16 protein-coding genes are annotated in these 20846 nt (G+C 45.3%); 11 read left to right on the forward strand and 5 right to left on the reverse strand.

Annotated elements, in window-relative coordinates; genetic code table 11:
• Positions 1-4 precede the first annotated feature (4 nt).
• Together pstA and CSH92_RS02505 are read right to left on the reverse strand one after the other, a co-directional pair.
• A complete protein-coding gene (pstA, locus tag CSH92_RS02500) occupies positions 5-1603 on the reverse strand; it encodes a phosphate ABC transporter permease PstA (protein WP_100656018.1) in 1599 nt (532 codons plus the stop codon).
• Positions 1603-3723 carry an ABC transporter permease subunit gene (locus tag CSH92_RS02505; protein ID WP_100656019.1) on the reverse strand — a complete coding sequence of 707 codons (2121 nt, stop codon included), beginning with the start codon at positions 3721-3723 and terminating at the stop codon, positions 1603-1605. Before CSH92_RS02505 ends, pstA begins: the two co-directional genes overlap by 1 nt.
• 130 nt (positions 3724-3853) lie before the next feature.
• Between CSH92_RS02505 and CSH92_RS02510 the strand changes: the two genes are divergently transcribed.
• The 3 genes from CSH92_RS02510 to ppx all read left to right on the forward strand — a co-directional run bounded on the left by CSH92_RS02510 (position 3854) and on the right by ppx (position 8043).
• Entirely contained in the window at positions 3854-4357 is a 504-nt protein-coding gene (locus tag CSH92_RS02510; RefSeq protein WP_100656020.1) for a glycine cleavage system transcriptional repressor, read from the forward strand.
• A 94-nt stretch (positions 4358-4451) separates the two neighbouring features.
• Positions 4452-6536 (forward strand): polyphosphate kinase 1, encoded by a 2085-nt coding sequence (gene ppk1, locus CSH92_RS02515; RefSeq protein WP_100656021.1) that lies wholly within the window; start codon positions 4452-4454, stop codon positions 6534-6536.
• Positions 6520-8043, forward strand: coding sequence for an exopolyphosphatase (gene ppx, locus CSH92_RS02520; RefSeq protein WP_100656022.1), 1524 nt, complete (start codon positions 6520-6522; stop codon positions 8041-8043). The genes ppk1 and ppx overlap by 17 nt, the downstream gene beginning before the upstream one ends.
• Positions 8044-8393: 350 nt before the next feature.
• Here ppx and cadR read toward each other — a convergent pair whose 3' ends face one another.
• Entirely contained in the window at positions 8394-8786 is a 393-nt protein-coding gene (gene cadR / locus CSH92_RS02525) for a Cd(II)/Pb(II)-responsive transcriptional regulator (protein ID WP_100656023.1), read from the reverse strand.
• 114 nt (positions 8787-8900) lie between these two features.
• Here cadR and CSH92_RS02530 point away from each other — a divergent pair, with 114 nt between their 5' ends.
• The 8 genes from CSH92_RS02530 (at position 8901) to CSH92_RS02565 (ending at position 17092) form a co-directional block, all read left to right on the forward strand.
• Entirely contained in the window at positions 8901-9086 is a 186-nt protein-coding gene (locus tag CSH92_RS02530) for a hypothetical protein (protein WP_100656024.1), read from the forward strand.
• 66 nt (positions 9087-9152) lie between these two features.
• Complete coding sequence (locus tag CSH92_RS02535; protein WP_100656025.1) at positions 9153-9782, forward strand: cation efflux transmembrane domain-containing protein; 630 nt, start codon at positions 9153-9155, stop codon at positions 9780-9782.
• A gap of 2 nt (positions 9783-9784) precedes the next feature.
• A complete protein-coding gene (locus CSH92_RS02540) occupies positions 9785-10156 on the forward strand; it encodes a DUF3703 domain-containing protein (protein WP_100656026.1) in 372 nt (123 codons plus the stop codon).
• A complete protein-coding gene (locus tag CSH92_RS02545) occupies positions 10137-11048 on the forward strand; it encodes a cation diffusion facilitator family transporter (RefSeq protein WP_100656027.1) in 912 nt (303 codons plus the stop codon). The genes CSH92_RS02540 and CSH92_RS02545 overlap by 20 nt, the downstream gene beginning before the upstream one ends.
• Before the next feature lie 92 nt (positions 11049-11140).
• Complete coding sequence (locus CSH92_RS02550; protein WP_100656028.1) at positions 11141-11539, forward strand: hypothetical protein; 399 nt, start codon at positions 11141-11143, stop codon at positions 11537-11539.
• A gap of 67 nt (positions 11540-11606) precedes the next feature.
• Positions 11607-12962: a TolC family protein gene (locus tag CSH92_RS02555; protein ID WP_100656029.1), complete on the forward strand. Its 1356-nt coding sequence runs from the start codon at positions 11607-11609 to the stop codon at positions 12960-12962.
• Positions 12959-13900 (forward strand): efflux RND transporter periplasmic adaptor subunit, encoded by a 942-nt coding sequence (locus CSH92_RS02560; RefSeq protein WP_100656030.1) that lies wholly within the window; start codon positions 12959-12961, stop codon positions 13898-13900. Before CSH92_RS02555 ends, CSH92_RS02560 begins: the two co-directional genes overlap by 4 nt.
• Positions 13901-13978: 78 nt before the next feature.
• Positions 13979-17092: an efflux RND transporter permease subunit gene (locus tag CSH92_RS02565; RefSeq protein ID WP_100656031.1), complete on the forward strand. Its 3114-nt coding sequence runs from the start codon at positions 13979-13981 to the stop codon at positions 17090-17092.
• Between the two features lie 702 nt (positions 17093-17794).
• On the opposite strand, the gene CSH92_RS02570 is transcribed toward CSH92_RS02565, so the two are convergent.
• On the reverse strand, positions 17795-19663 hold the full coding sequence (locus tag CSH92_RS02570; protein ID WP_100656032.1) for a M14 family zinc carboxypeptidase: 1869 nt from the start codon (positions 19661-19663) through the stop codon (positions 17795-17797).
• Positions 19660-20634 (reverse strand): hypothetical protein, encoded by a 975-nt coding sequence (locus CSH92_RS02575; protein WP_100656033.1) that lies wholly within the window; start codon positions 20632-20634, stop codon positions 19660-19662. The genes CSH92_RS02570 and CSH92_RS02575 overlap by 4 nt, the downstream gene beginning before the upstream one ends.
• Positions 20635-20846 lie beyond the last annotated feature (212 nt).

Raw genomic sequence — 20846 nt, forward strand, 5'->3', positions numbered from 1 at the left:
TCAATTATTCCTGCGAATAACGCTTGCGTAGTCGAGAACGTAGGTTGATTGCAATCAAATTCAAACCAAACACGCAAATCAATAACAACAGGCACGCTGCAAACATCATTGAAGTACCCTGTAAACTGGTTTGACTGTGAAAAGCACCGTCATAGATTAACACCCCAAGATGCATAAACTGACGTTCTAAATGTAAAAAAGGAAATTCACCGTCCACCGGCAATGAGGGCGCAAACTTTACTGCGCCTACCAACATTAATGGGGCCACTTCACCTGCCGCCCGAGCAATTGCCAAAATCATACCGGTCATAATTCCCGGACTTGCAATGGGTAATACCGTATACCAAATTGTTTCAATTTTCGTTGCTCCCAAAGCATAGCTACTATTACGGATCCCCTGAGGCACACGCTTTAATCCCTCTTCTGTGGCTACTACCACCACGGGTAATGTAAGCAATGCCATGGTCAAAGATGCCCAAAATAGTCCTGGACTGCCAAAGGTTGGTGAAGGTAAGTGTTCAGCAAAAAACAGGCTATCAATGCTACCCCCAATCCCGTAAACAAAGAAACCCAAACCAAATACGCCGTAAACAATCGAAGGCACACCGGCCATGTTACTCACACCAATCCGTAGCGCGCTGGTAAACGCATTTGCTGGTGCGTATTCGCTTAAATAAATCGCGGCTAACACACCAAAAGGGGTCACAATTAGTGTCATCAGTAGCACCATTAAGATAGTCCCAAATAAGGCAGGGAAAATGCCTCCTGTGGTATTGGTTTGCTTGGGCGACTCAATTAAAAATACCGCAATGCGCGATAAACTAAGTCCGATTTTACCCATGGTAGATAAGCGATTTGGAAAATACACATGCGCAACCTCTGACAATCGAACGGTAGCTTCTCTACCTTCTGCATCAGCAACCTTTAGCGCAAAACCATACAATGATTTTTGCAGTTCATTGATGGCATTCTGAAAATGAAAGAATTGATGCTCGAGTTTTTCTCTCGCTGGCGCATCGGCGGCTACGCCCGAACGATTAAATTGCGCAATTTGCCGGTGGATGGGAGACAAATGTCCATCTCGGATACGTTCTATCTGCACCTCTAACGCCTCAACTTGCGAGCGCACAGCAGATAGTTGAGCAAGCGATATATCGGCTTGACTAGGTGTCTCAAGTGATTGTGCTAGAAAGAAAAAATGGTCGCCATTATCCATGTGCAGCTCAACCACGTTAGGATCTATGTTACTCCCGAATAATTGTTGTTCGCTAACTATCAACGTTTCCGATTGAATGCCCAGCGCGGTTATAAAACTGGCTTGTAAACTATATTCTGTGTCGACTTGTTGGCTACTGCTTGCTTGCAACGTATGACCCGTGGTTGTGTTGGCTTGTTGCTTTTTTGCAAACACTTGACGGGTTTCTCCGTCGAGTCCACGAAAGTGGATTGTCTCTATTTCCTGCGGCCAAAAAAATGCAGTTCCTCTGATCATGATAAATATGAGTAAAGTAACCAAGGCCACCAGCAGAATTGCCGTCATTGAGGCTGCAGAAACCATTGCAAACGACTGGCGCTGAGTATGGCTAAACCATGCAACCTTCATCAACGTGCACTCCGCCGCCGGGCACGCATGCGCAGTAGTTCCGCAAACGTATTAATGACGAAAGTGAATAAAAATAGTAGGCACGCGGTAAGAAACAACACCCGATAATGTGCATTCCCGACTTCAGCTTCGGGAAGTTCGATAGCCAAATTCGCGGTCATTGCGCGTAAACCTGCCAATAAATCCCAATCTGCGATTGGAGTATTGCCCGTGACCATCAAAACAATCATGGTTTCGCCAAAGGCACGTCCAAACCCAAGCATTAAAGCGGCCAAAATACCAGGGAACGCCACCTTGAGCACGACGTTGCGTAGGGTCTGCAAGCGCGTCGCTCCGAGCGCAAAAGACGCTCGCTTAAGACTATCTGGAACGCCTTCTATCGCATCTTCCGCCAACGAGTATATGGTGGGTGAAATTGCCAGTCCCAGTGCAATAGCAACAACCAATGTGGTTTTACTTATTTGCGCGCTAATGTTGAGATTTCCTTGCATAAATTCAAAACTGCTGGACAAGCTTCTAAACACGTCAAAAGCAAAAAATAAACACAGCATAGCAATGCCAATAACTAACAAACTGACGGCTGGTAATTCCCAATATTTGCGTAGTTGCTCCGGCAAAGATCCAGCTAACCAAGCGTGAATTGAAGTAACACCGATTAAAACAAGTGGCATAAGCACGATAAAAAAGCAGATTGAAACTAAAAACTGCTCTGCCAGCGGCGCTAACCAGACGGCAGCGATAAACCCAATGACCACTGACGGAATGGCTTCTAACATTTCAATAGCAGGCTTTATCTTAGTTCGTAAGCTGGGGTGCACAAAAAAGGCGCTGTATATAGCCGCTCCTAACGCCAATGGAATTGCTATCATCAATGCCACTAAGGATGCTTTCAGCGAGCCAATAATCAGTGGGATGATGTTGTATTTGCTAAGTTGATAATCAGTTGCGTTGGTTGTTTGCCATACATAATCTGGTGCGTGATATCCTGCGTAAAGTTGTGGTTCAAACAAGGTTGAGAACGTTGTTGTACTGTCTCGATTTTTGACTTGCCATTGAGTCACACGCTGGTCAGCTTGCATATATAGATTGTTACCAAACCAAGCAAGAGCTGTGGGCTGCTCTACAAACTGATAACGGTGCAATACTTCACCACTGACTCGGTTAAACAGCAGTGTTCGGGCTTTGTCTGTCAAGATAAGCCCCAAATTCACGCTCGGGTCAATATGCACGCTCAACGGATTTTCATCTGAACCCAGACCGATGCTATAAAGCTGTGCAAGAACAAACTCGCCATCCCGATTGAACAGGGTCCACTTGCTGACACTACCTGCTTGGGTGCTCAGATACACAGAACGTGGATCATCAGTGGCAAGTAAAAATCCCGAGGACGAGTCTCCCAATCTCGCCACAGTAGGTTTTGTTGCACCTAACGGCCATAAATTGACTCCGTCTCCTCCAACAAAAGCGGAAGCACTCGCAGAAGGCAAAGCAACGTACCAATCGTCTGCGCTGTAATTTTGTTGGACCACGATTGACGGGTTCTCGCGCTCTATCCAAAGCAGAGGACTTTGTTGCCCATTACTAAGTCGAACAATAACCCAGCTGTCAGTCACTTCGACCTTAACAATCGAAGCACCAAGATATTCATTTGGAATGGCGCGCGAAAGAATAGGCTTTATGGTCAAATCACTGCCTGCGCTGACAACCTGTTGAACGCGCATGAGCTGTTGGTTAGATACTTCAACGACATAGATATTTTCGCCCTGTCCAAGCACTTGGACCAGTGACGAACAGGAATGTGGTGAGTTCTTGACTAACTTAAACTGATTGCTAACGGATAGAATATAGAAATGTAACGCACAATCGTTACTCGTTGTGATCAATAGTCCACCTTGCTCAAGATCACCGATATATTCAACCGACTTGTGGGGTGGCATATTCAACTCCCCAACGGGAGCAATTTTGGGCGATTGGAACAAGGGCAACGCTTGGCTTAATAGATGCCAAATCAAAATGCCTAAAGTGAGCAGAACCGCCCAACCAAAAAACACAACCACACGTTGCGCAAAATAGTCTATTCTATCGCGATATCGCTGGCGAGAAGGCGTGGCGTGTTGCATGAAAAAGATAAAACATCGTTACTATTTAACGTCTTGCAGCAGTGTAAGTCGTGCTATGGTAATAGCAAGTATTAATTAATTAAGATTCTGTTAAAACAGAACCTACCCACTGATTTACATAGGAGAATTTATGAAATCCTTGGTGATGACATTAATCGGCGAAGACAAAACTGGGCTAGTTGATAGCCTAGCAAAAGCCGTACGGAAACACGGTGGAAACTGGCAAGCAAGTCGTTTTGCCCATATGGCTGGGCAGTTCGCGGGCTTCGTTGAGGTCACGATTGCCGAGGAACTGGCAGACGAATTGGTTGAAACAATTAATGCTCTACCGCACGTTTCAATTCAAATGGTGAACGTGAAAGCAACCGAAAAATCACAAGGTAAAATCGTAAACTTTAGTGTTATGGGTAACGATAAGCCGGGTATTGTCAGCGAAATAACCGCGATCTTGCAGCAATTTAACATTAACATTCAAAAATTCAGTTCTGAATGTGTTAGTGCACCCAATTGGGGAAACTTAATGTTTCAGGCAGAGTTAACGGTTGAGCTGCCTGAAGACGTTGAGTTAGATGCTATCCAAGAAGCGCTCGAGGCAATCGCAAATGATTTAGTCGTAGATATTAGCTTTGCTTAAAATCTACGAACAGACACAAAAGTGTCGCAAAATGCAGTGATAATTGTTGATTTATAAAATAGTAAGCGATGAATAATCAAGAGCAATGATCAATATGATGGACGACGAACTGTATTATCCCAAAGAATTGAGTTGGCTTTCATTTAACGAAAGAGTTTTGCAAGAGGCCGCAGATAAGAACAACCCCATCGTTGAGCGGATCCGCTTCCTCGGAATCTACTCAAATAACTTGGACGAGTTTTACCGTGTACGTGCGGCTGATGTTAAGCGCCAAATCACTATTGCGTTAAATGAAGATAACGAAGATGAAGCCGCACGCCAAACCCAACTAATGGCGGATATTCAAGCTAAGGTTGTTGAACTATCGGCTAAATTTAATGAAATTCATCGTGATGTTGAAAAAACACTCGCACGTTACAACATTAATATCATTCGCAAACCAGATCTAACGGAATACCAAAGCCAATGGCTACGCGACCTTTTCCGCAATAAAATTCTTCGCCACATTGCGCCCATATTGATTGATAACAAAACCCAACTGCTTGACCGACTTAATGGAACATCGGTTTATTTGTACGTCGCTATTCGCCGTGAAAATCGCAATACTAAGTATGCAGTAATTCAGATACCTACCGGAGAAATGTCGCGATTTGTCGTGATCCCGCCGGAAAAAAGTCGAAAAAAGAAACATATCATTTTGGTCGACGACATCATTCAGTTGTGTCTGGATGATATTTTCCGCGGCTTCGTAAAATATGACTCTCTTGAAGCCTTCTCGTTTAAACTTACCCGTGATGCTGAGTACTCCATCAACGACGAAATTGACGAAAGCTATGTTGAAAAAATGTCGGAGAGTATGAAGCAGCGCATGATTGCCGAACCCGTGCGCGTTATTCATGACAAAGAAATGCCAGAGGATATGTCAAAAGACTTGCGCAAGCGCCTAAAAATAAGTCGCCTCGACACGGTACTCGCAGCAGGACATTATCGTAACTTTAAAGACTTTATTGGCTTTCCAAATGTTGGCCGCGAATATCTGGAAAATCCGCCAATGCCGGCGATCAATACCCAAGCATTTGCGGGGCACGATACTGTTTTTGATGCTATCACGGCCAAAGATATTCTTTTGCATTACCCCTACCATCGATTCTTACACTTTACCGAATTTGTTCGTCAAGCGGCCTTCGACCCTAGCGTCAAGGTGATCCGCATCAATATCTATCGGGTAGCCAGCCATTCGCGGATCATCAATTCACTGATTGATGCCGTCGACAATGGTAAAAAAGTCACCGTCGTCGTTGAGCTTCGCGCTCGCTTTGACGAAGAGGCCAATATTGAATGGTCAAAACGCATGACTGACGCTGGGATCCGGGTGGTTTTGGGTATTCCTACTTTGAAGATCCACAGTAAGCTCTGTGTGGTCAGTCGCGAAGAAAAAGGTGCGTTGGTGCACTACGCACATATCGGAACCGGCAACTTCAATGAAAAAACAGCCAAGATCTACACTGACTTTTCATTATTTACCCGTAATCAAGAGATTGCCGAAGAAGCTGTGAATGTCTTCGACCTAATTAATTATCCTTACCGACGGTACAAGTTTCAGCATCTACAAATATCTCCGTTGAACGCGCGCACTAAAATCCAGTCCTTGATCCGCTCTGAAATTCAGCATATCAATCAAGGAGCTAAAGGCGCCATCACCTTTAAAATCAATAATCTGGTTGATAAGGAATTGATTGACGATCTCTATAGAGCCAGCCAGGCAGGAGTAAAGATTAAAGGGATCGTACGTGGCATGTGTTCGTTGATCCCAGGCAAAAAAGGCCTCAGCGAAAACATCCAAATTATCAGCATTGTTGATCGCTTTCTTGAGCATCCCCGCGTGATGGTGTTCGAAAACGCTGGTGATAAAAAGGTGTTTATCTCGTCTGCCGATTGGATGACACGTAATATGGATAACCGCATCGAGGTTGGTTGTCCCATTTACGACCCAGAACTGATTAAGCAGCTTATTGATATTTTGGAGATCCAGTTTAAAGATACCCTAAAAGCACGGGTTATCGATGAACAGCAACAAAATCATTATGTGAAGCGAGGTAACCGCAAAAAGTTACGCTCGCAAATGGAAATATATGATTACTTGTTAAAACAAGAAGAAAAATATGTCGCCGATCGATAATGTCCTGAATGACATCGAAGTCCGTGATGCAGAAAAAGTAGCGGCGTTAGACTTAGGCTCCAATAGTTTCCATCTTGTGGTTGCTCGGATCGTTGCTGGCTCAGTTCAAATTGTGCATCGCGTTAAGCAGAAAGTTCGTTTGGCTGACGGCTTGATTGACGGGTATTTAACCGAGGAAGCCATCCAAAGGGGCATAGATACGTTAGCGGTTATCGCAGAAAGTTTACGTGGATTCGAACGCGCCAGTGTGCGTGTGGTCGCTACTCATACCTTGCGTAAAGCTAAAAATGCACATGTATTTTTAGCCCGAGCGCGCAGCGTTTTCCCTTATCCAATTGCGATAATTTCTGGTCCAGAAGAAGCCCGCCTCATCTATAGCGGTGTGGCGCACACACAGCATTCCGAAGGTCAGCGCTTAATTGTTGATATTGGCGGCGGTTCAACTGAATTTGTGATTGGCGAAGGCTTCGACGCTAAACTTTGTCGCAGCTTGCAAATGGGTTGCGTAAGTTACAACCAGCGCTTCTTTGCTGACGGAAAGCTAACCGAAAGCGCTTTCAACCGCGCAGTGACTGCTGCACAACAGTCACTTGAATTGATTGATATTAAGTATCGGCGCATGGGGTGGCAACAATGTATTGGTACCTCAGGGACGATCCGCACCATTCATGCGCTGTGCCAAGAAAGTCCGGACAAAAACAGTCCTATCACCTTAAAACTTTTGAAAAAGCTCAAGGCTGACTGTATCGCAGCGAAACATATTGACGCGTTAAGTCTGCCGAACCTTTCAGAAGATAGACGGCCGGTTTTCCCTGCGGGTCTTGCGGTCTTAATCGCAGCGTTTAAGAGTTTGCATATTGAAAGCATGGAGTATTCATCGGCAGCCTTGCGCGAGGGTGTGCTCTATCAAATGAGTGAATCGCTGGAACATAATGATATTCGTAGTCGTACAGCCCAGAGCTTAGCAACGCGTTACGATGTTGATACCGAACAAGCCGCCCTCGTGCATGGCATGGCATTAAGTTTATTTGATGCCTGTGCTGAACAGTGGAAATTAACAGACGACACCCTACGCAGCATGTTGGGCTGGGCTAGCTTACTGCATGAGGTCGGTTTACAAATCAATTCTAGAGGTATTCAACGTCACGGTGCCTACATTTTACAAAATGTCGATATGCCTGGCTTCAACCAAGAAGAACAACTGCTGTTAGCCACTTTAGTGCGCCTACAACGCAAAAAGATCCGCACTGAGGATATTCCAGAGTTTGACCTTTTCGATAGTAAAAAAGTACTGCGTCTGATTGCTTTGATACGACTCGCGGTGCTGCTCAACATAAAACGCCAAGCTGATTTTTTACCTGATGTTCAACTTGGCTGTGAAGGAAAGACCTTAGCGTTACGTTTTCCTGAAGGCTGGATCGACGAAAAACCCATTTTTCAAGCGGACTTAGAGCAGGAAAAAGCCTATTTTGCAGCGTTAGATTTAGAGTTGGTGATTGATGGGTGACGATAAGATTCATCATGAGTCAGCTCGATATGAACGGTTAAAGCTTTTCTAATCTTTCAGTTTGTACCGTTTTTGCTGACATTGAAGTGACAAAATATCTACGTCCAGCGATGAGCAGGTCTTGAGTTACGTCGAACTGAAGGTCTGCTGAATACAATTTACAGCCCGTCATCCTCGAGAAATCGAGGATCTCCTGAAGACAATAACCGGACAGCCAGCTTTGTTCGATTTTTAGAATTTCAATGGTCGCTTTCTACCTAAAGCGGATGCTGGGCTTTTTTGAAATCGTAAGCACTTTTTGAATTGCAGGTTTGTTCGTATAGCGGCATATCAGTTTTTATAAACCCACATCAACTCCCATTAAGCTCACTCAAAATACCGCACTCTTTGATTGTTTTGTTGGCATCGCAGGACTGAGCCATTTGCTCAAGTGTTAACTTAAGGGAGGATAACTCCTTTATTTTTTCGTTCACTTGGCAAATGTGCTCGTCTATGAGCTTATTAACACTAGTACAGCTTTGCTCTGGATTATTCTTATTGTGGATCAAGGTTTCAATTTCCTTCATTGAAATGTCTAGCGAGCGACACTGCTTGATGAAAATCAATTCATCCAACAAGGTTTTATCATAGCTTCTGTAATTAGCTTGTGTGCGCTCAGGCTTGGATAATAGACCTTTACGCTCATAAAACCTGATTGTTTGAATACTGCAACCTGAGCGTTTCGCCAACTCACCAATTTTCATAACACATCCACTCTTGACTCTATTCTAAGTATAGACTTTATACTTCGCTTTACTGCTTGTAAAGCAAACGAATTTTTTCATTAACAAGTTATGTCATTAACAAGAGGACTCATTATGAAAGTATTTTTTGTGTTACTAGGATTGGGAATTACAATTGTGTCACTCACGCACGGTTTCTTCTCTGATATCAATATGCTTCATAGCTTGCTAGTGCATCCAATCACCGTGTTATTCGGGCTGTTGTTTGTTGCGCTTGGCTTGAAAGGCGCTAAAAAAACCAAATTACAAAGAAATGATTAAGAAGGCTTGACCCTATACCATGTATAGACTTTATGCTGTGTCTAAATAATAGCGCTGGGGGGCAATATGAGTGGATGTGGATGCGAAGTCACGATTAATGATAAATCACAAAAACGTGTACTTTATTGGCTATTAGCTATCAATGCTGCCATGTTCATCATTGAGCTAGCCGCAGGGCTGTTGGCTGATTCCACGGCATTAATCGCTGACTCAATGGATATGCTTGCAGATGCCGTTGTATATGCCATTGGGATTTATGCCGTGGGTAAATCCATTATTCACAAAGCCAAGGCAGCCAAAGTCAGTGGGTATTTTCAATTAATGCTTGGCATGATTATTCTCATCGACATTATTCGTCGCTCGATTATGGGTAGCGAGCCGGTGTCCTATCTTATGATGGGAATGGGAGCAGTAGCCTTGGTGGCAAACGTGATTTGTTTATTGATCATTCGCAAGCACAAAGACGGTGATGTAAACATGCGAGCCAGTTGGATATTTTCTGCCAATGACGTGGTTGCCAATATGGGCGTGATTGCAGCAGGTGCATTAGTGCTATGGCTTGATAGTCGCTTGCCAGATTTAATCATTGGAATGATTGTTTCAATCGTTGTGCTACGTGGTGCTTGGATGATACTCAAAGACGCCACACAAGAATTAAATGCAAATCAAAATGTGAAAACATTATCAGGAGGCTAGCCGTGACTTTTTATCAAGCAGCTAAACCATTTGTACAAGAAAAGCTTAACGCATATTCGAACGCGCTTTCCGAAGGTAGAGCTAAAGACGCATTTCAACACTTAGAAGATGTGCATGTCATTGGACAACATTCCACAAGACTTCATTGTGTGGCGCATTATTACATGCTCAAACACGGACTCAAACATGGCGATGTAAAAGAATGCTTAGGTCAAATCTTAAGGCTTATCGGCGCATTTACAAAAACTGCCGTAGGTTTTATTCCAAATGGTAATACAGGCGGTGCTAACATTAGCCCATTCAAACCGCTACCTATCAGCCAAAGTAACCAAATAATATTAGATAAGATCAAGCATGCACAGTCACAATCATAGTCATCACCACAATCACTCACACGGGGGTGAAGCATCCAAACGCATCGGTTGGGCGTTTTTTCTTAATGTGGTCTTTACCATCATCGAGTTTATTGGTGGTTGGCTCACCAATAGCACGGCCATTATGGCCGATGCGGTGCATGACTTAGGCGATAGCTTGTCAATCGGCACGGCATGGGGCTTAAACAAACTGAGTGATAAAGAGGCTAACAAGACTTTTTCATATGGCTATAAGCGCTTTTCATTACTAGGTGCATTAATCAATGGACTGGTTTTGATTACAGGCTCGGTATGGATTTTGTTTGAAGCCATTCCGCGTTTATCTAACCCTGAAATGCCGCAAGCTGAAGGTATGTTGCTGCTATCCATTTTTGGTATTACCGTCAACGGTTTTGCCGCTTACAAACTGAGCGGTGGCAGTACGCTTAACGAAAAAGTGCTTAACTGGCATTTGTTAGAGGATGTACTGGGTTGGGTAGCAGTGCTCATTGTGTCGATTGTGCTGATGTTTAAGCCTTGGGCGATACTCGATCCGATACTATCGATTGGTTTTACACTCTTTATCTTATTTAACGTAGGCCGTAATCTAAAAGAGACCGTACTATTGTTTTTGCAGGCCACACCCGATAAGAAGCAATTAGAAGAGGTGCGCAATATTTTATTACAAAGTGATAACGTGGACAGTGTGCATCATTTCCACATTTGGTCACTTGACGGTGAGCACAATGTGATGACTGCACATATACAGTTAACGCAGAATATTTCATTGCAAACCATGAGCGAGTTAAAAGAGGCGCTTAGAGCGTCTCTCGCTGATTATGATTTTGTGCATACAACCATTGAATTTGAATTTGCTGATGAGGCGTGCAGAGATGAGGCAGATGCGCTTTAGCAGTACAACAAGTAACAGCAAGATTCGTGCACAGATAAGTCGTGTGCATTATGCTATGCTTCGCAATATAAACTATGGAAGAACAGTAATAGATGTTTAAAACAAAAGCGACGAGTTATTTAGTGATCATGCTGATGTTATGTCAGTCGTTCACGGCTGTCGCCAGTCTATTGGACTTTCATTCGCTTGATGTTACGCATTTGTCTGAAGTACATAATCATGATGAGCACGACGGCCATCATCCTCATGCACTCATTGCGCCTGACAATGCTCAGCCGTCGCAGAATGCTTCTGCTTCAGACGATAATTTCCACAATCCAGCAGATTGCCATCACTGCGGACATTGCCATGGCTCTCATACTCAGTGGGTAGGGGATGCATCAAGTCTCAAACCATTTTTAGTCAACGAAGGTCACGCCTTTTTCTACCTGTCAAAAGTCATTGACGCCCCAATCTCGCGCTTGCTTAGGCCACCCAAATACACCTCCTAGTTATCTCAAATCTTGGCTCGCTATCTTGATAGCGGGAAATATTTTTTGACATAGTAGGATGTAAACAATGACATTTTTATCATTGAAACGCTCGGTGCGCACCTGTGCCTTGAGCGTATGTAGTATGGCTGTTTTTGCGTATTTGCCTGCCCATGCGCAAATGCAAAGCAACAGCGAAACAAGGTCAATTAGCTTAGAAAGTGCCATCAAGCGCACCTTGGCAAATGCACCTTATTTGCATGAATTTGCCTTTAAGCAGCAAGCGCTCGTAGGTGAGTTAAAAACAGCAGCACTTAAACCTGAATTAAACGCCGGTATTGAGCTTGAAAACTTTTTGGGTACTGGTGAGGTCTCTGGCATAAAAGAAACCGAGCTTACCTTGAGCTTATCGTCGGTGATTGAGTTTGGAGACAAACTGCAAGCGCGAAGTGACTTTACTAGCGCCAAATCACAAGTGATTGATGCACAAAAGCAAATCCGCACTTTGGATATCCTCGCTGAGGTCACCCGACGCTATGTGGATGCGTTGGCGCAGCAAGCCTTAATTGAAGCGTATGAAGAAGCACAAGCATTAGCGATATACACTTATCAATCGGTTGCAAAACGTGTTGAAGCAGGCGCATCCCCCGCGTTTGAACAACAACGCGCCGATGCGGCACTGGCGCGTGCAAGACTTGATGTACTCACGGCCAAACAAACCCATGTGGGGATGATAAAAAGCCTCGCCATTATGTGGGGCGAGCAAGCACCGCGCTTTACTAAAGTGGAAGGCAATTTGTTTGCATTGTCAGCATCGCCCTCTCTTTCGGTTTTATTTGAGCAAGTTTCCAATAGTCCAAACATTGATGTGTTTGCACAGGAATATCGACTGCAAGAGGCGCAAGTCAGGCTAGCGCAATCGGCCAATCAAGCTGACTTGAATTGGACAGCGGGCATTCGGCGTATAAACGGTATTGATGAAACCGCCTTTGTGGCAGGGGTCAGCATGCCCTTGTTTGCTAGCGAGCGAAACTTGGGCGAGTACGAGCAACAAAAAGCAGTGCTTGATCAAATAGACCAACAACGACAAGGCGCTGCCTTAGCCCTTTATCACCAACTCAATACGGCGCTCATGGCAAGGAATAATGCACTGCTTAATGTACAAACATTGCAAGGTGCAATTATTCCTCCACTTGAGCAAGCCTTGACACTGGTGGAGCAGGCTTACCTTGATGGTCGCTTTAGCTACCTTGAGTGGGTGAGTACGCGTCAAGAACTGCTTGATGCAAAACAAGCCCTTATTCACTCAGCAAGACAAGCCCATCAGCGAGCCGCTGATATTGAATCGTTAACGGCAACGCCGTTATCTAGCACTTCGGCAACATCGGCGCAGTCTGCTTTACCCACATCATCAGTCCCTAATTTTCAGCGAGTGTCAAAATGAAACGTTCAACACTAACCATCACTATTTTATCCTCATGCAGAGCTGCCTTATTGGTAAGCGCATTACTCATTTCTTTTGCTGCCATCAGTGGCGAGGGCGACCATGACGATGAGAAAAAAGATGAGCATCGCAATGAGTTTGTAACCATGACCCCAGAAATGGCAGCACAAGTGGGTGTAACGACGCAAGCGGTAAGTGCAGGCACCCTTAACATTACCAAGACGGTGTATGGTAATGTTGTGACCGATCCTGCCTCGCTCAGTCATATTCGCGCCAGATTTGATGGCGTGGTCACACGCGTCAATGCTAATTTAGGCGACAAGGTAAAAAAAGGTGCGGCACTGGCTGTAGTTGAATCCAATGAAAGCCTTAAAAGCTATTCACTTACCGCCCCCTTTGCTGGCACCGTCATTGCCAGACATGCGAACGAAGGTGAATTGTCTAATGGACAAGTGCTCTTCTCTTTAGCGAATTACGACGGCGTTTGGGCGCAGCTTAAAGTGTTTCCCAATCAACTGCGTACAGTCGCAGAGCAACAGGCTGTGCAACTCACACTAGCCGATTCAACATTTGATACCGTTATCAGTCATATCTTGCCCTCACCCGATGAGCAACCTTACGTACTTGCTTACGCCAAAATTGACAATACGTCCGGACATTGGCCGGTTGGTGCTGCTGTTTTAGGCAGTATCACGATTGATACGCTTGATGTTTCTATGATGTTACCCAAAGCAGCGATACAAGAATACGAAGGAAACACCGTGGTCTTTGTTAAAAAGGGTGATGAATATCACCCTGAGCCTGTCAGGCTAGGGAAACAAGACGCTGATAACATTCAAGTATTAAGCGGTATTGCAGTATCGGATGTAGTGGTTGTGAACAACAGTTTTCTGTTTAAAGCCGACTTGGAAAAATCGGAGGCAGGACATGATCATTAATCATCTGAACTTTCCAATCCAACGCATAAATGCTTGCCTTGCTGATAGTGATGGCCATTGCGATAGAGGAGCACTTGTATGATTGAATCCATATTAAGGACCTCCATAGAGCGCAAAGGTTTGGTGCTGATGCTGACCTTTTTGGTGATGGGGTTGGGCTTTTTCAGTTATAACAAACTGCCCATTGACGCAGTACCTGATATCACCAATGTGCAAGTGCAAATCAATACCCAAGCAACAGGCTACTCACCGCTTGAGACCGAGCAGCGCATTACCTTTGTGGTAGAAACTGCGCTAGCAGGCTTACCTAATCTATCTTACACCCGTTCGTTGTCGCGCTATGGTTTATCGCAAGTCACGGTGGTGTTTGATGAAGGCACCGACCTGTACTTTGCGCGCAACCTTATCAATACCAAATTAGGTGCGATAAAAAGTCAACTGCCGCAAGGTTTAGAGCCAGAAATGGGACCAATTGCCACTGGCCTCGGCGAGATATTCATGTACACCCTTCGCGCCGAACAAAACGCTCAGCAAGAAAATGGCGAGGCCTATGATGCTATGGCTCTGCGAGAAATCCATGATTGGATTGTAAAACCGCAGCTCTCATTAGTAAAAGGCGTTACTGAGGTTAATGCTATCGGGGGCTATGTAAAACAATATCATGTGAACCCTGAGCCACTCAAAATGCTCAACTTTGGGGTAAGTCTTGCTGATGTTCATGAAGCCTTAGCGCGCAATAATGCCAATCAAGGGGCAGGCTTTATCGAGCGTAATGGGCAGCAAATACTGATTCGTTCGCAAGGGCAGTTACAGACCATTAGCGATATTGAAAACGTGGTGGTCAAACGCGTTAATTCGATTCCTGTTATGGTGAAAGACATTGGCAGCGTGGCAATTGGCAAAGAGCTTCGAACCGGCGCAGCAACGCAAGAAGGGGTAGAGACCGTGCTGGGCACCGCGATGATGATTGTGGGCGGTAATTCCCGCGCTGTCGCACAAGCAGTCGCTGACAAGGTAGATGACATACAGGCAAGCCTGCCCACTGGGATCGTGATTGACCCGGTCTATGACCGAACAAAGCTTGTTGATAAAGCGATTGATACAGTGCAAAAAAACCTCGTAGAAGGCGCATTACTGGTCATTGTGGTGCTCTTTGTATTGCTGGGTAATATTCGTGCGGCGCTTATTACTGCCGCTGTAATTCCGCTTGCGATGCTCGCCACCGTCACGGGCATGGTCAATTATGGTGTATCGGCTAATTTGATGAGCCTAGGCGCACTGGATTTTGGCCTGATTGTCGATGGCGCTGTGATTATTGTAGAAAACTGCATTAGGCGATTATCCGAAGCCCAAAAGCGCACAGGTGGCGTGTTGCCACTAAAAGAGCGCCTAGAGTTGGTCTTTCAAGCCACGAATGAGGTGATACGGCCTAGTTTGTTTGGTGTGCTCATCATCACGGTCGTGTACATTCCGCTGTTTTCATTAACTGGCGTAGAAGGCAAGATGTTCCATCCCATGGCCGCGACCGTCATTATGGCACTGCTTGCAGCGATGGTGTTCTCAATCACCATTGTGCCTGCGGCGGTTGCCATGTTTATGACAGGTAAAGTCAGTGAAAAAGAAAGCCCTATCATTTTATTGGGCAAGTCGGTGTATCGACCTATCTTGCGCGGCGCACTTAAATTCAGATGGTTTGTCTTGGCGGGCGCGGCATCACTTGTGGTGGTCAGCGTTGTAATGGCAACGCGACTGGGCACGGAGTTTATTCCGCAGCTTGATGAAGGCGATATTGCCCTTCATGCTATGCGCATCCCCGGCACGGGGATTGAACAAGCCGTGTCGATGCAAAAAACACTTGAAGATAAAATCATGAGCTATCCGCAAGTGAAAACCGTGTTTGCCAAAACCGGCACAGCCGAGGTAGCGACCGATGCTATGCCGCCTAATGTGACCGACACCTTTGTGATGTTACATCCACGTGATGAATGGCCTAACCCCAATCTCTCGAAAGCCGAATTTGTCGAAATGTTAGAGCAAGACTTACAAGGAGTGGCAGGTAATAACTATGAGTTCACCCAACCCATTCAGATGCGTTTCAACGAATTGATAAGCGGCGTCCGCTCAGATTTAGGCATCAAAGTATTTGGGGATGATTTAGATACCTTAGTCGCCTCGGCTAACGACATACTTCGTGTGTTGCAGTCCATTGATGGCGCAGCAGACGCACGACTTGAACAAGTCGACGATATCCCTTTATTTACTATTAATCCCAAGCCCATTGCTCTGGCGCGATATGGCTTAGATGTGACGGATTTGCAGACGTGGTTAGCATCAGCAGTAGGGGGCAATAGTGCAGGGCTGATATTTGAGGGAGACCGTCGTTTTGAATTAATGGTGCGCTTTGATGAGCAAACGCGAAGTAATTTAGAGGCAATTGGGAATATTCCTATTACGATACCCGATGGCGGTTTTGTGCCTTTGTCGGAGGTGGCTGAATTAGCTTATTCGACCGTCCCTAATCAAATTAGCCGAGAAAATGGTAAGCGACGAGTAGTCGTCACCGCCAATGTGCGTGATCGCGATTTGGGCAGCTTTGTTGATGAAGCTAAAACCCAAATAGCTGAACAAGTAGATTTGCCAGCAGGCTACTGGCTCGACTATGGCGGCACCTTTGAACAGTTGGAAAGCGCGAGTCAGCGATTATCTCTGGTGGTGCCTGCCACCTTGTTCGTCATCTTGGTGCTGTTAGTGGTGGTGTTTGGCTCGCTGCGAGATGCGATTATTATATTTACCGGTGTTCCGCTTGCATTGACGGGCGGGGTGTTCTCACTATGGCTAAGGGACATGCCATTGTCGATATCCGCAGGCGTGGGGTTTATCGCGCTTTCTGGTATTGCGGTGCTAAATGGTCTTGTGATGTTGTCGTTTATAAAGCAACAATTTGAAGAAACAGGGGACCTCATCACGTCTATTGTTGAAGGGGCCATTACGCGATTGCGTCCTGTTTTGATGACCGCACTTGTCGCCAGTCTCGGCTTTATTCCAATGGCTTTGAATGTTGGTACAGGGGCTGAAGTGCAAAGACCGTTAGCGACGGTGGTCATTGGTGGCATAATTTCTTCAACTTTGCTAACGCTGATTGTGTTGCCTGTGTTGTACAGGATAGCCCATAACAAGAATATGGATAGTTAAATCATTAAAAGCGCTTTGTGTAAGAGACACGAGGCGCTTTCTTTATTTTTAGTCTAGTCACCGAAATTAATCAAAGTAACTTTTTAATTATTTTTTCAACTTTGGTCTCAAGACAATCCTGCTTAATTCAAAAAAGCTAAATTCTATTTACCTATTTCGTATTTGCCGATGCGACAGCTCTTTTATAAATCAAGTCTGACTGACCGCTCCAGCAGTAAAGCAAGCTTTCTTTGAGAGAGAAATGACCGCATTTGGCACGGAACGAACACACAAATTAATAAATAATCGATCAAAATTAGAATATCTTGAGATTCCGGTTTGTCTCAAAAGCTCCAATTTGTTTTCAACAAAATTTTAGAGTGTTTCTTTATTGGTAAGTGTCCGCTTTGCACGATAAGCAGATCCTAGGTTTTAAATTAACTCAGTGTCTGCAAAACGTACAAACTAACCATAGCCCTTCTCAAGTCGAACGTCCGCTTTCGCCCTCATTGCCGACATACAACGAACTATTCGGTTTATGGCTCGTTGTTGACATTCAGTTGTCAACGCATAAACGGCTGCGTCACAAACGAACCAGACCTTTGCTTTTGCAGAGATGAGAATCTGAATTTGGCACACCGCAGGAATTGGTTTTAACGGTCACGAACTTCCTTAATTTGTGTAAAGCTAACTGCCAGTATATGCTCTTTAACTTCTCATTTTTCAGTGCTGCTCGCAGCGCAACCACCGTTGTCCTAAAAATCCAACTAAAAGTATTAAAATCCCTCCAAATGAACCACCGCTATCGCTGCTTGGACTAGGTTTTGGTGTTGGGTTTGGCGTAGGTGCTGGTGGCGTAGGCGCTGGTGCAAATAAATCGCTGCCATCATCAATAATGCGCATGGATTTATCACTCCCGCCACGGTCGGTTGTGGCATCACCCGTGGTATTTTCATAGTTTTGCCATGCGCCTGATTGGAAATCGACCATTGTGGCGGGATCCGTGTCCAATCGTTGACCAGCAAAATCCGTAGTCTCAATTTCTAACGCTAAGCGGGTTAATTCAGACCATACAAAATCGCTATCTAGCGTGAATCCAACACTGAAAGTATCCGTTTTGTACCTAGCAAACCCTTGTTCACTTAGCCATTGCCCGCTAGCTGTATCGATATCCCACGCGGCTTCGCCGACACTGCGATTGCCAAGCCAGCGCAACGTAATATCTAATGGGTCACTTAACGAGCCAAACCCAGCCACTCCACCATCATTGAGCCAGCGCATGGGTTTATTGAATACCACCTTGAGTTGATAATCAGTTTGTGCGGCTAACTCATTGGCCTGCAACGTCACTAACTGGCGTTGATTGCCGTTTTGCTGCCATTCAAGATCGATCAGCAAGGTGTCGGCATTCGCATCCCAAACCTGCACACGTTGAGTGTAAGGAACATCAGTCATTGCATACAAACCCGCCGTCGTTGCCCGTGTTTTCTCTTCGCGCATCCGTGCTACTTCGCTCGCAGGTAATATAAAGCCATCGTGCGACACGCCAAAGCCGCCGTAATCAGCGCCAGAGTTTTGCGGCTCCAATTCCAACGTGTAAGCCGGTATATCGTAGGTCAGCGCAAAGTATTCATCCGTCGCTCCAATCCCAGAACCAGAAGATGAAGGTGCGTAACCGTATTTTACCCGCTGCGTTTGCGGGTCGCGATTTGCTTGGCGCATGACTGTGGCTAACCGGTCCAATATCTCATTACGTCTGATATTGCTTGTGTACGGAGCAAAATACACTTGAGTGAAAGAATGCACATCGGTATAAAAACGCAGTCTTGCCTCGCCAGCTTCAACCGCCGCCTGCTGTAGCGCTTGGGTTTCAGGCTCAGAGGCTGGGCCTAAGCCGTGATAGACAATAGAGTTGGGATCATTTGAGCTACGTTGTGGATTCGTTGCCCAATAGGGCGCGTTATTACGATTTAAATCGATGCCGTTCAAATTATCAAATTCAGTGTCTAATGACGTATCCACGCTGCGCATATTCTTGCGGCGCATACGCCCATCACGCGGCGACGCTTGAGTATTAGTCACCTGATTGGGGTGTCGTTGAGTTTGCAGGTAGCCATCAATATTAAGTACCGGGATGACCAGTAGGTTAAGGTTTTCCAATAAATATTGGGCTAAATGTTGATCAGTTTCGTGTGCTGCCAAATACTCGATGATCGCAGTTGTCACTTCCGGTGATTGCCATTCTCTGGCATGGATCCCACCATTGATCAATGCACTCCCCTCGAGGCCTCCACTATGCTTTTCAGTATCGCTATCACTGAGTTGATAAGCCCAAATCGGCAATCCCTCTATCGTTTGTCCCACTTGGATCGGCGCGATACTCTGGCTAGCTGCCGCCAATTGTTGATGACGCAGGTTAAGACTTTGATAAGTCCGGAAACCGTCGATAGGGGTCAAAGAATCAATTGGAATTGGCACATCGTAGCCGAGTGGAATTAAATTGCTTCCTGTTTCTGTATTAGTGTAAGTCAGGGTATTCGCGGATACACACGACGACAGAAGTACTAAAGCTGCACAAGCGATGTTTCTCATCTTGCAGCTCCTTCGCTGGGCAATCGTTCAAGCAGTATTTTGCTGGGCAAATTGTAATGCTCGATTTGTTCGACGAGCACACTGCGAAAGCTATTCTCTGGCATAAACGCCAAAGCTGCCACTGCCTGCCACTGCAAATCCGGATTTTTAATCGCTTGTTCAAGGTGCTCTTGTGCTTGCCTATCCATGCTGTATTTTTTAGCTAATAAATTTAGTGCTTGAGAACTCAATGCCGGATTGCTTAGTGCAAGGCCTAACTGAGAAATGTGTTCATAATCAGTGAAAAAGTTTCCACTCTGTTGGATAAACCAATAGGAATACTGGTCAGGAGTGCGCTGCAGAAGTTTCTCCGTGAGAAATGAGGAGCCTCCTCTCAGCGCGACTGTCGCGAGGATGCGGTTGGAACCTTCAATGTAGTCCAAACCGTAGTTTTCAAAATGCAACGCAACAGCTTGTGCCTCTGCAATAGAGAGGCTGTTTATCCACTGCACAAGGGCATCAGTTTGTGCTGATGCTGGATTAACTAAAAGTTCCTGCCAACTAAATCGTCCTCGTTGCCAATCGTGCTCAAGCATGGCTTTTAGACTATTTACTTGCCATATATACTGGGCTGCTTTAGCTTGTTTGGCCAAGTTCGCAACGCTTAAGTATGCATGCGGATGGTCGGGGTTAGCTATCACCAACTCCCGTGTATCGGTACTCATTGATGCCACCCATTGACGCTGGGCAACACTCGGCACTGAGTTGTTGGCTAACTGTTCTAACCAAAGTTGAATTTGCATGACCTGCTGTGGTTGTTTGAGTCCATCCAAGCTGGCATACCAATCACCCGACTGCAAGGCAGTATCATTGGGCAGCTGTATCTTGGCCCTATTGTGTAACAAAGTTAGCTGGTCCGGGGATGTTTGTAGAGTCTTCGCTTGAACGGAAATGACTGCGAATACCAATATAAAAATTGTAGCTGTTCGCATCTTCCTCTCCTGCACGCGAATAACTGTACAACTATAGACCAAACTGAATGCAGTTTATGCTCTTTGTGACGAATGGTTTGAAACCTAAATGTCTCTATGTGGAATAAGGTTCCAATGTATGACTTAGTAAAAGTAACGACCAAATCGCTAAATATCAGTCTTACGGGGCACCAAAATATTTAGGCAACATTAGGCTTTAACTTTAAATACAT

Source organism: Neoalteromonas flava (assembly GCF_002807685.1).
Lineage (GTDB): Bacteria > Pseudomonadota > Gammaproteobacteria > Enterobacterales > Alteromonadaceae > Alteromonas_E > Alteromonas_E flava.

What these genes read in the sequence shown, in the direction of transcription:
- pstA (WP_100656018.1), bottom strand. Translation starts at nt 1,603, where the DNA reads ATGAAGGTTGCATGGTTTAGCCATACTCAGCGCCAGTCGTTTGCAATG.
- CSH92_RS02505 (WP_100656019.1), bottom strand. Translation starts at nt 3,723, where the DNA reads ATGCAACACGCCACGCCTTCTCGCCAGCGATATCGCGATAGAATAGAC.
- CSH92_RS02510 (WP_100656020.1), top strand. Translation starts at nt 3,854, where the DNA reads ATGAAATCCTTGGTGATGACATTAATCGGCGAAGACAAAACTGGGCTA.
- ppk1 (WP_100656021.1), top strand. Translation starts at nt 4,452, where the DNA reads ATGATGGACGACGAACTGTATTATCCCAAAGAATTGAGTTGGCTTTCA.
- ppx (WP_100656022.1), top strand. Translation starts at nt 6,520, where the DNA reads ATGTCGCCGATCGATAATGTCCTGAATGACATCGAAGTCCGTGATGCA.
- cadR (WP_100656023.1), bottom strand. Translation starts at nt 8,786, where the DNA reads ATGAAAATTGGTGAGTTGGCGAAACGCTCAGGTTGCAGTATTCAAACA.
- CSH92_RS02530 (WP_100656024.1), top strand. Translation starts at nt 8,901, where the DNA reads ATGAAAGTATTTTTTGTGTTACTAGGATTGGGAATTACAATTGTGTCA.
- CSH92_RS02535 (WP_100656025.1), top strand. Translation starts at nt 9,153, where the DNA reads ATGAGTGGATGTGGATGCGAAGTCACGATTAATGATAAATCACAAAAA.
- CSH92_RS02545 (WP_100656027.1), top strand. Translation starts at nt 10,137, where the DNA reads ATGCACAGTCACAATCATAGTCATCACCACAATCACTCACACGGGGGT.
- CSH92_RS02550 (WP_100656028.1), top strand. Translation starts at nt 11,141, where the DNA reads ATGTTTAAAACAAAAGCGACGAGTTATTTAGTGATCATGCTGATGTTA.
- CSH92_RS02555 (WP_100656029.1), top strand. Translation starts at nt 11,607, where the DNA reads ATGACATTTTTATCATTGAAACGCTCGGTGCGCACCTGTGCCTTGAGC.
- CSH92_RS02560 (WP_100656030.1), top strand. Translation starts at nt 12,959, where the DNA reads ATGAAACGTTCAACACTAACCATCACTATTTTATCCTCATGCAGAGCT.
- CSH92_RS02565 (WP_100656031.1), top strand. Translation starts at nt 13,979, where the DNA reads ATGATTGAATCCATATTAAGGACCTCCATAGAGCGCAAAGGTTTGGTG.
- CSH92_RS02570 (WP_100656032.1), bottom strand. Translation starts at nt 19,663, where the DNA reads ATGAGAAACATCGCTTGTGCAGCTTTAGTACTTCTGTCGTCGTGTGTA.
- CSH92_RS02575 (WP_100656033.1), bottom strand. Translation starts at nt 20,634, where the DNA reads ATGCGAACAGCTACAATTTTTATATTGGTATTCGCAGTCATTTCCGTT.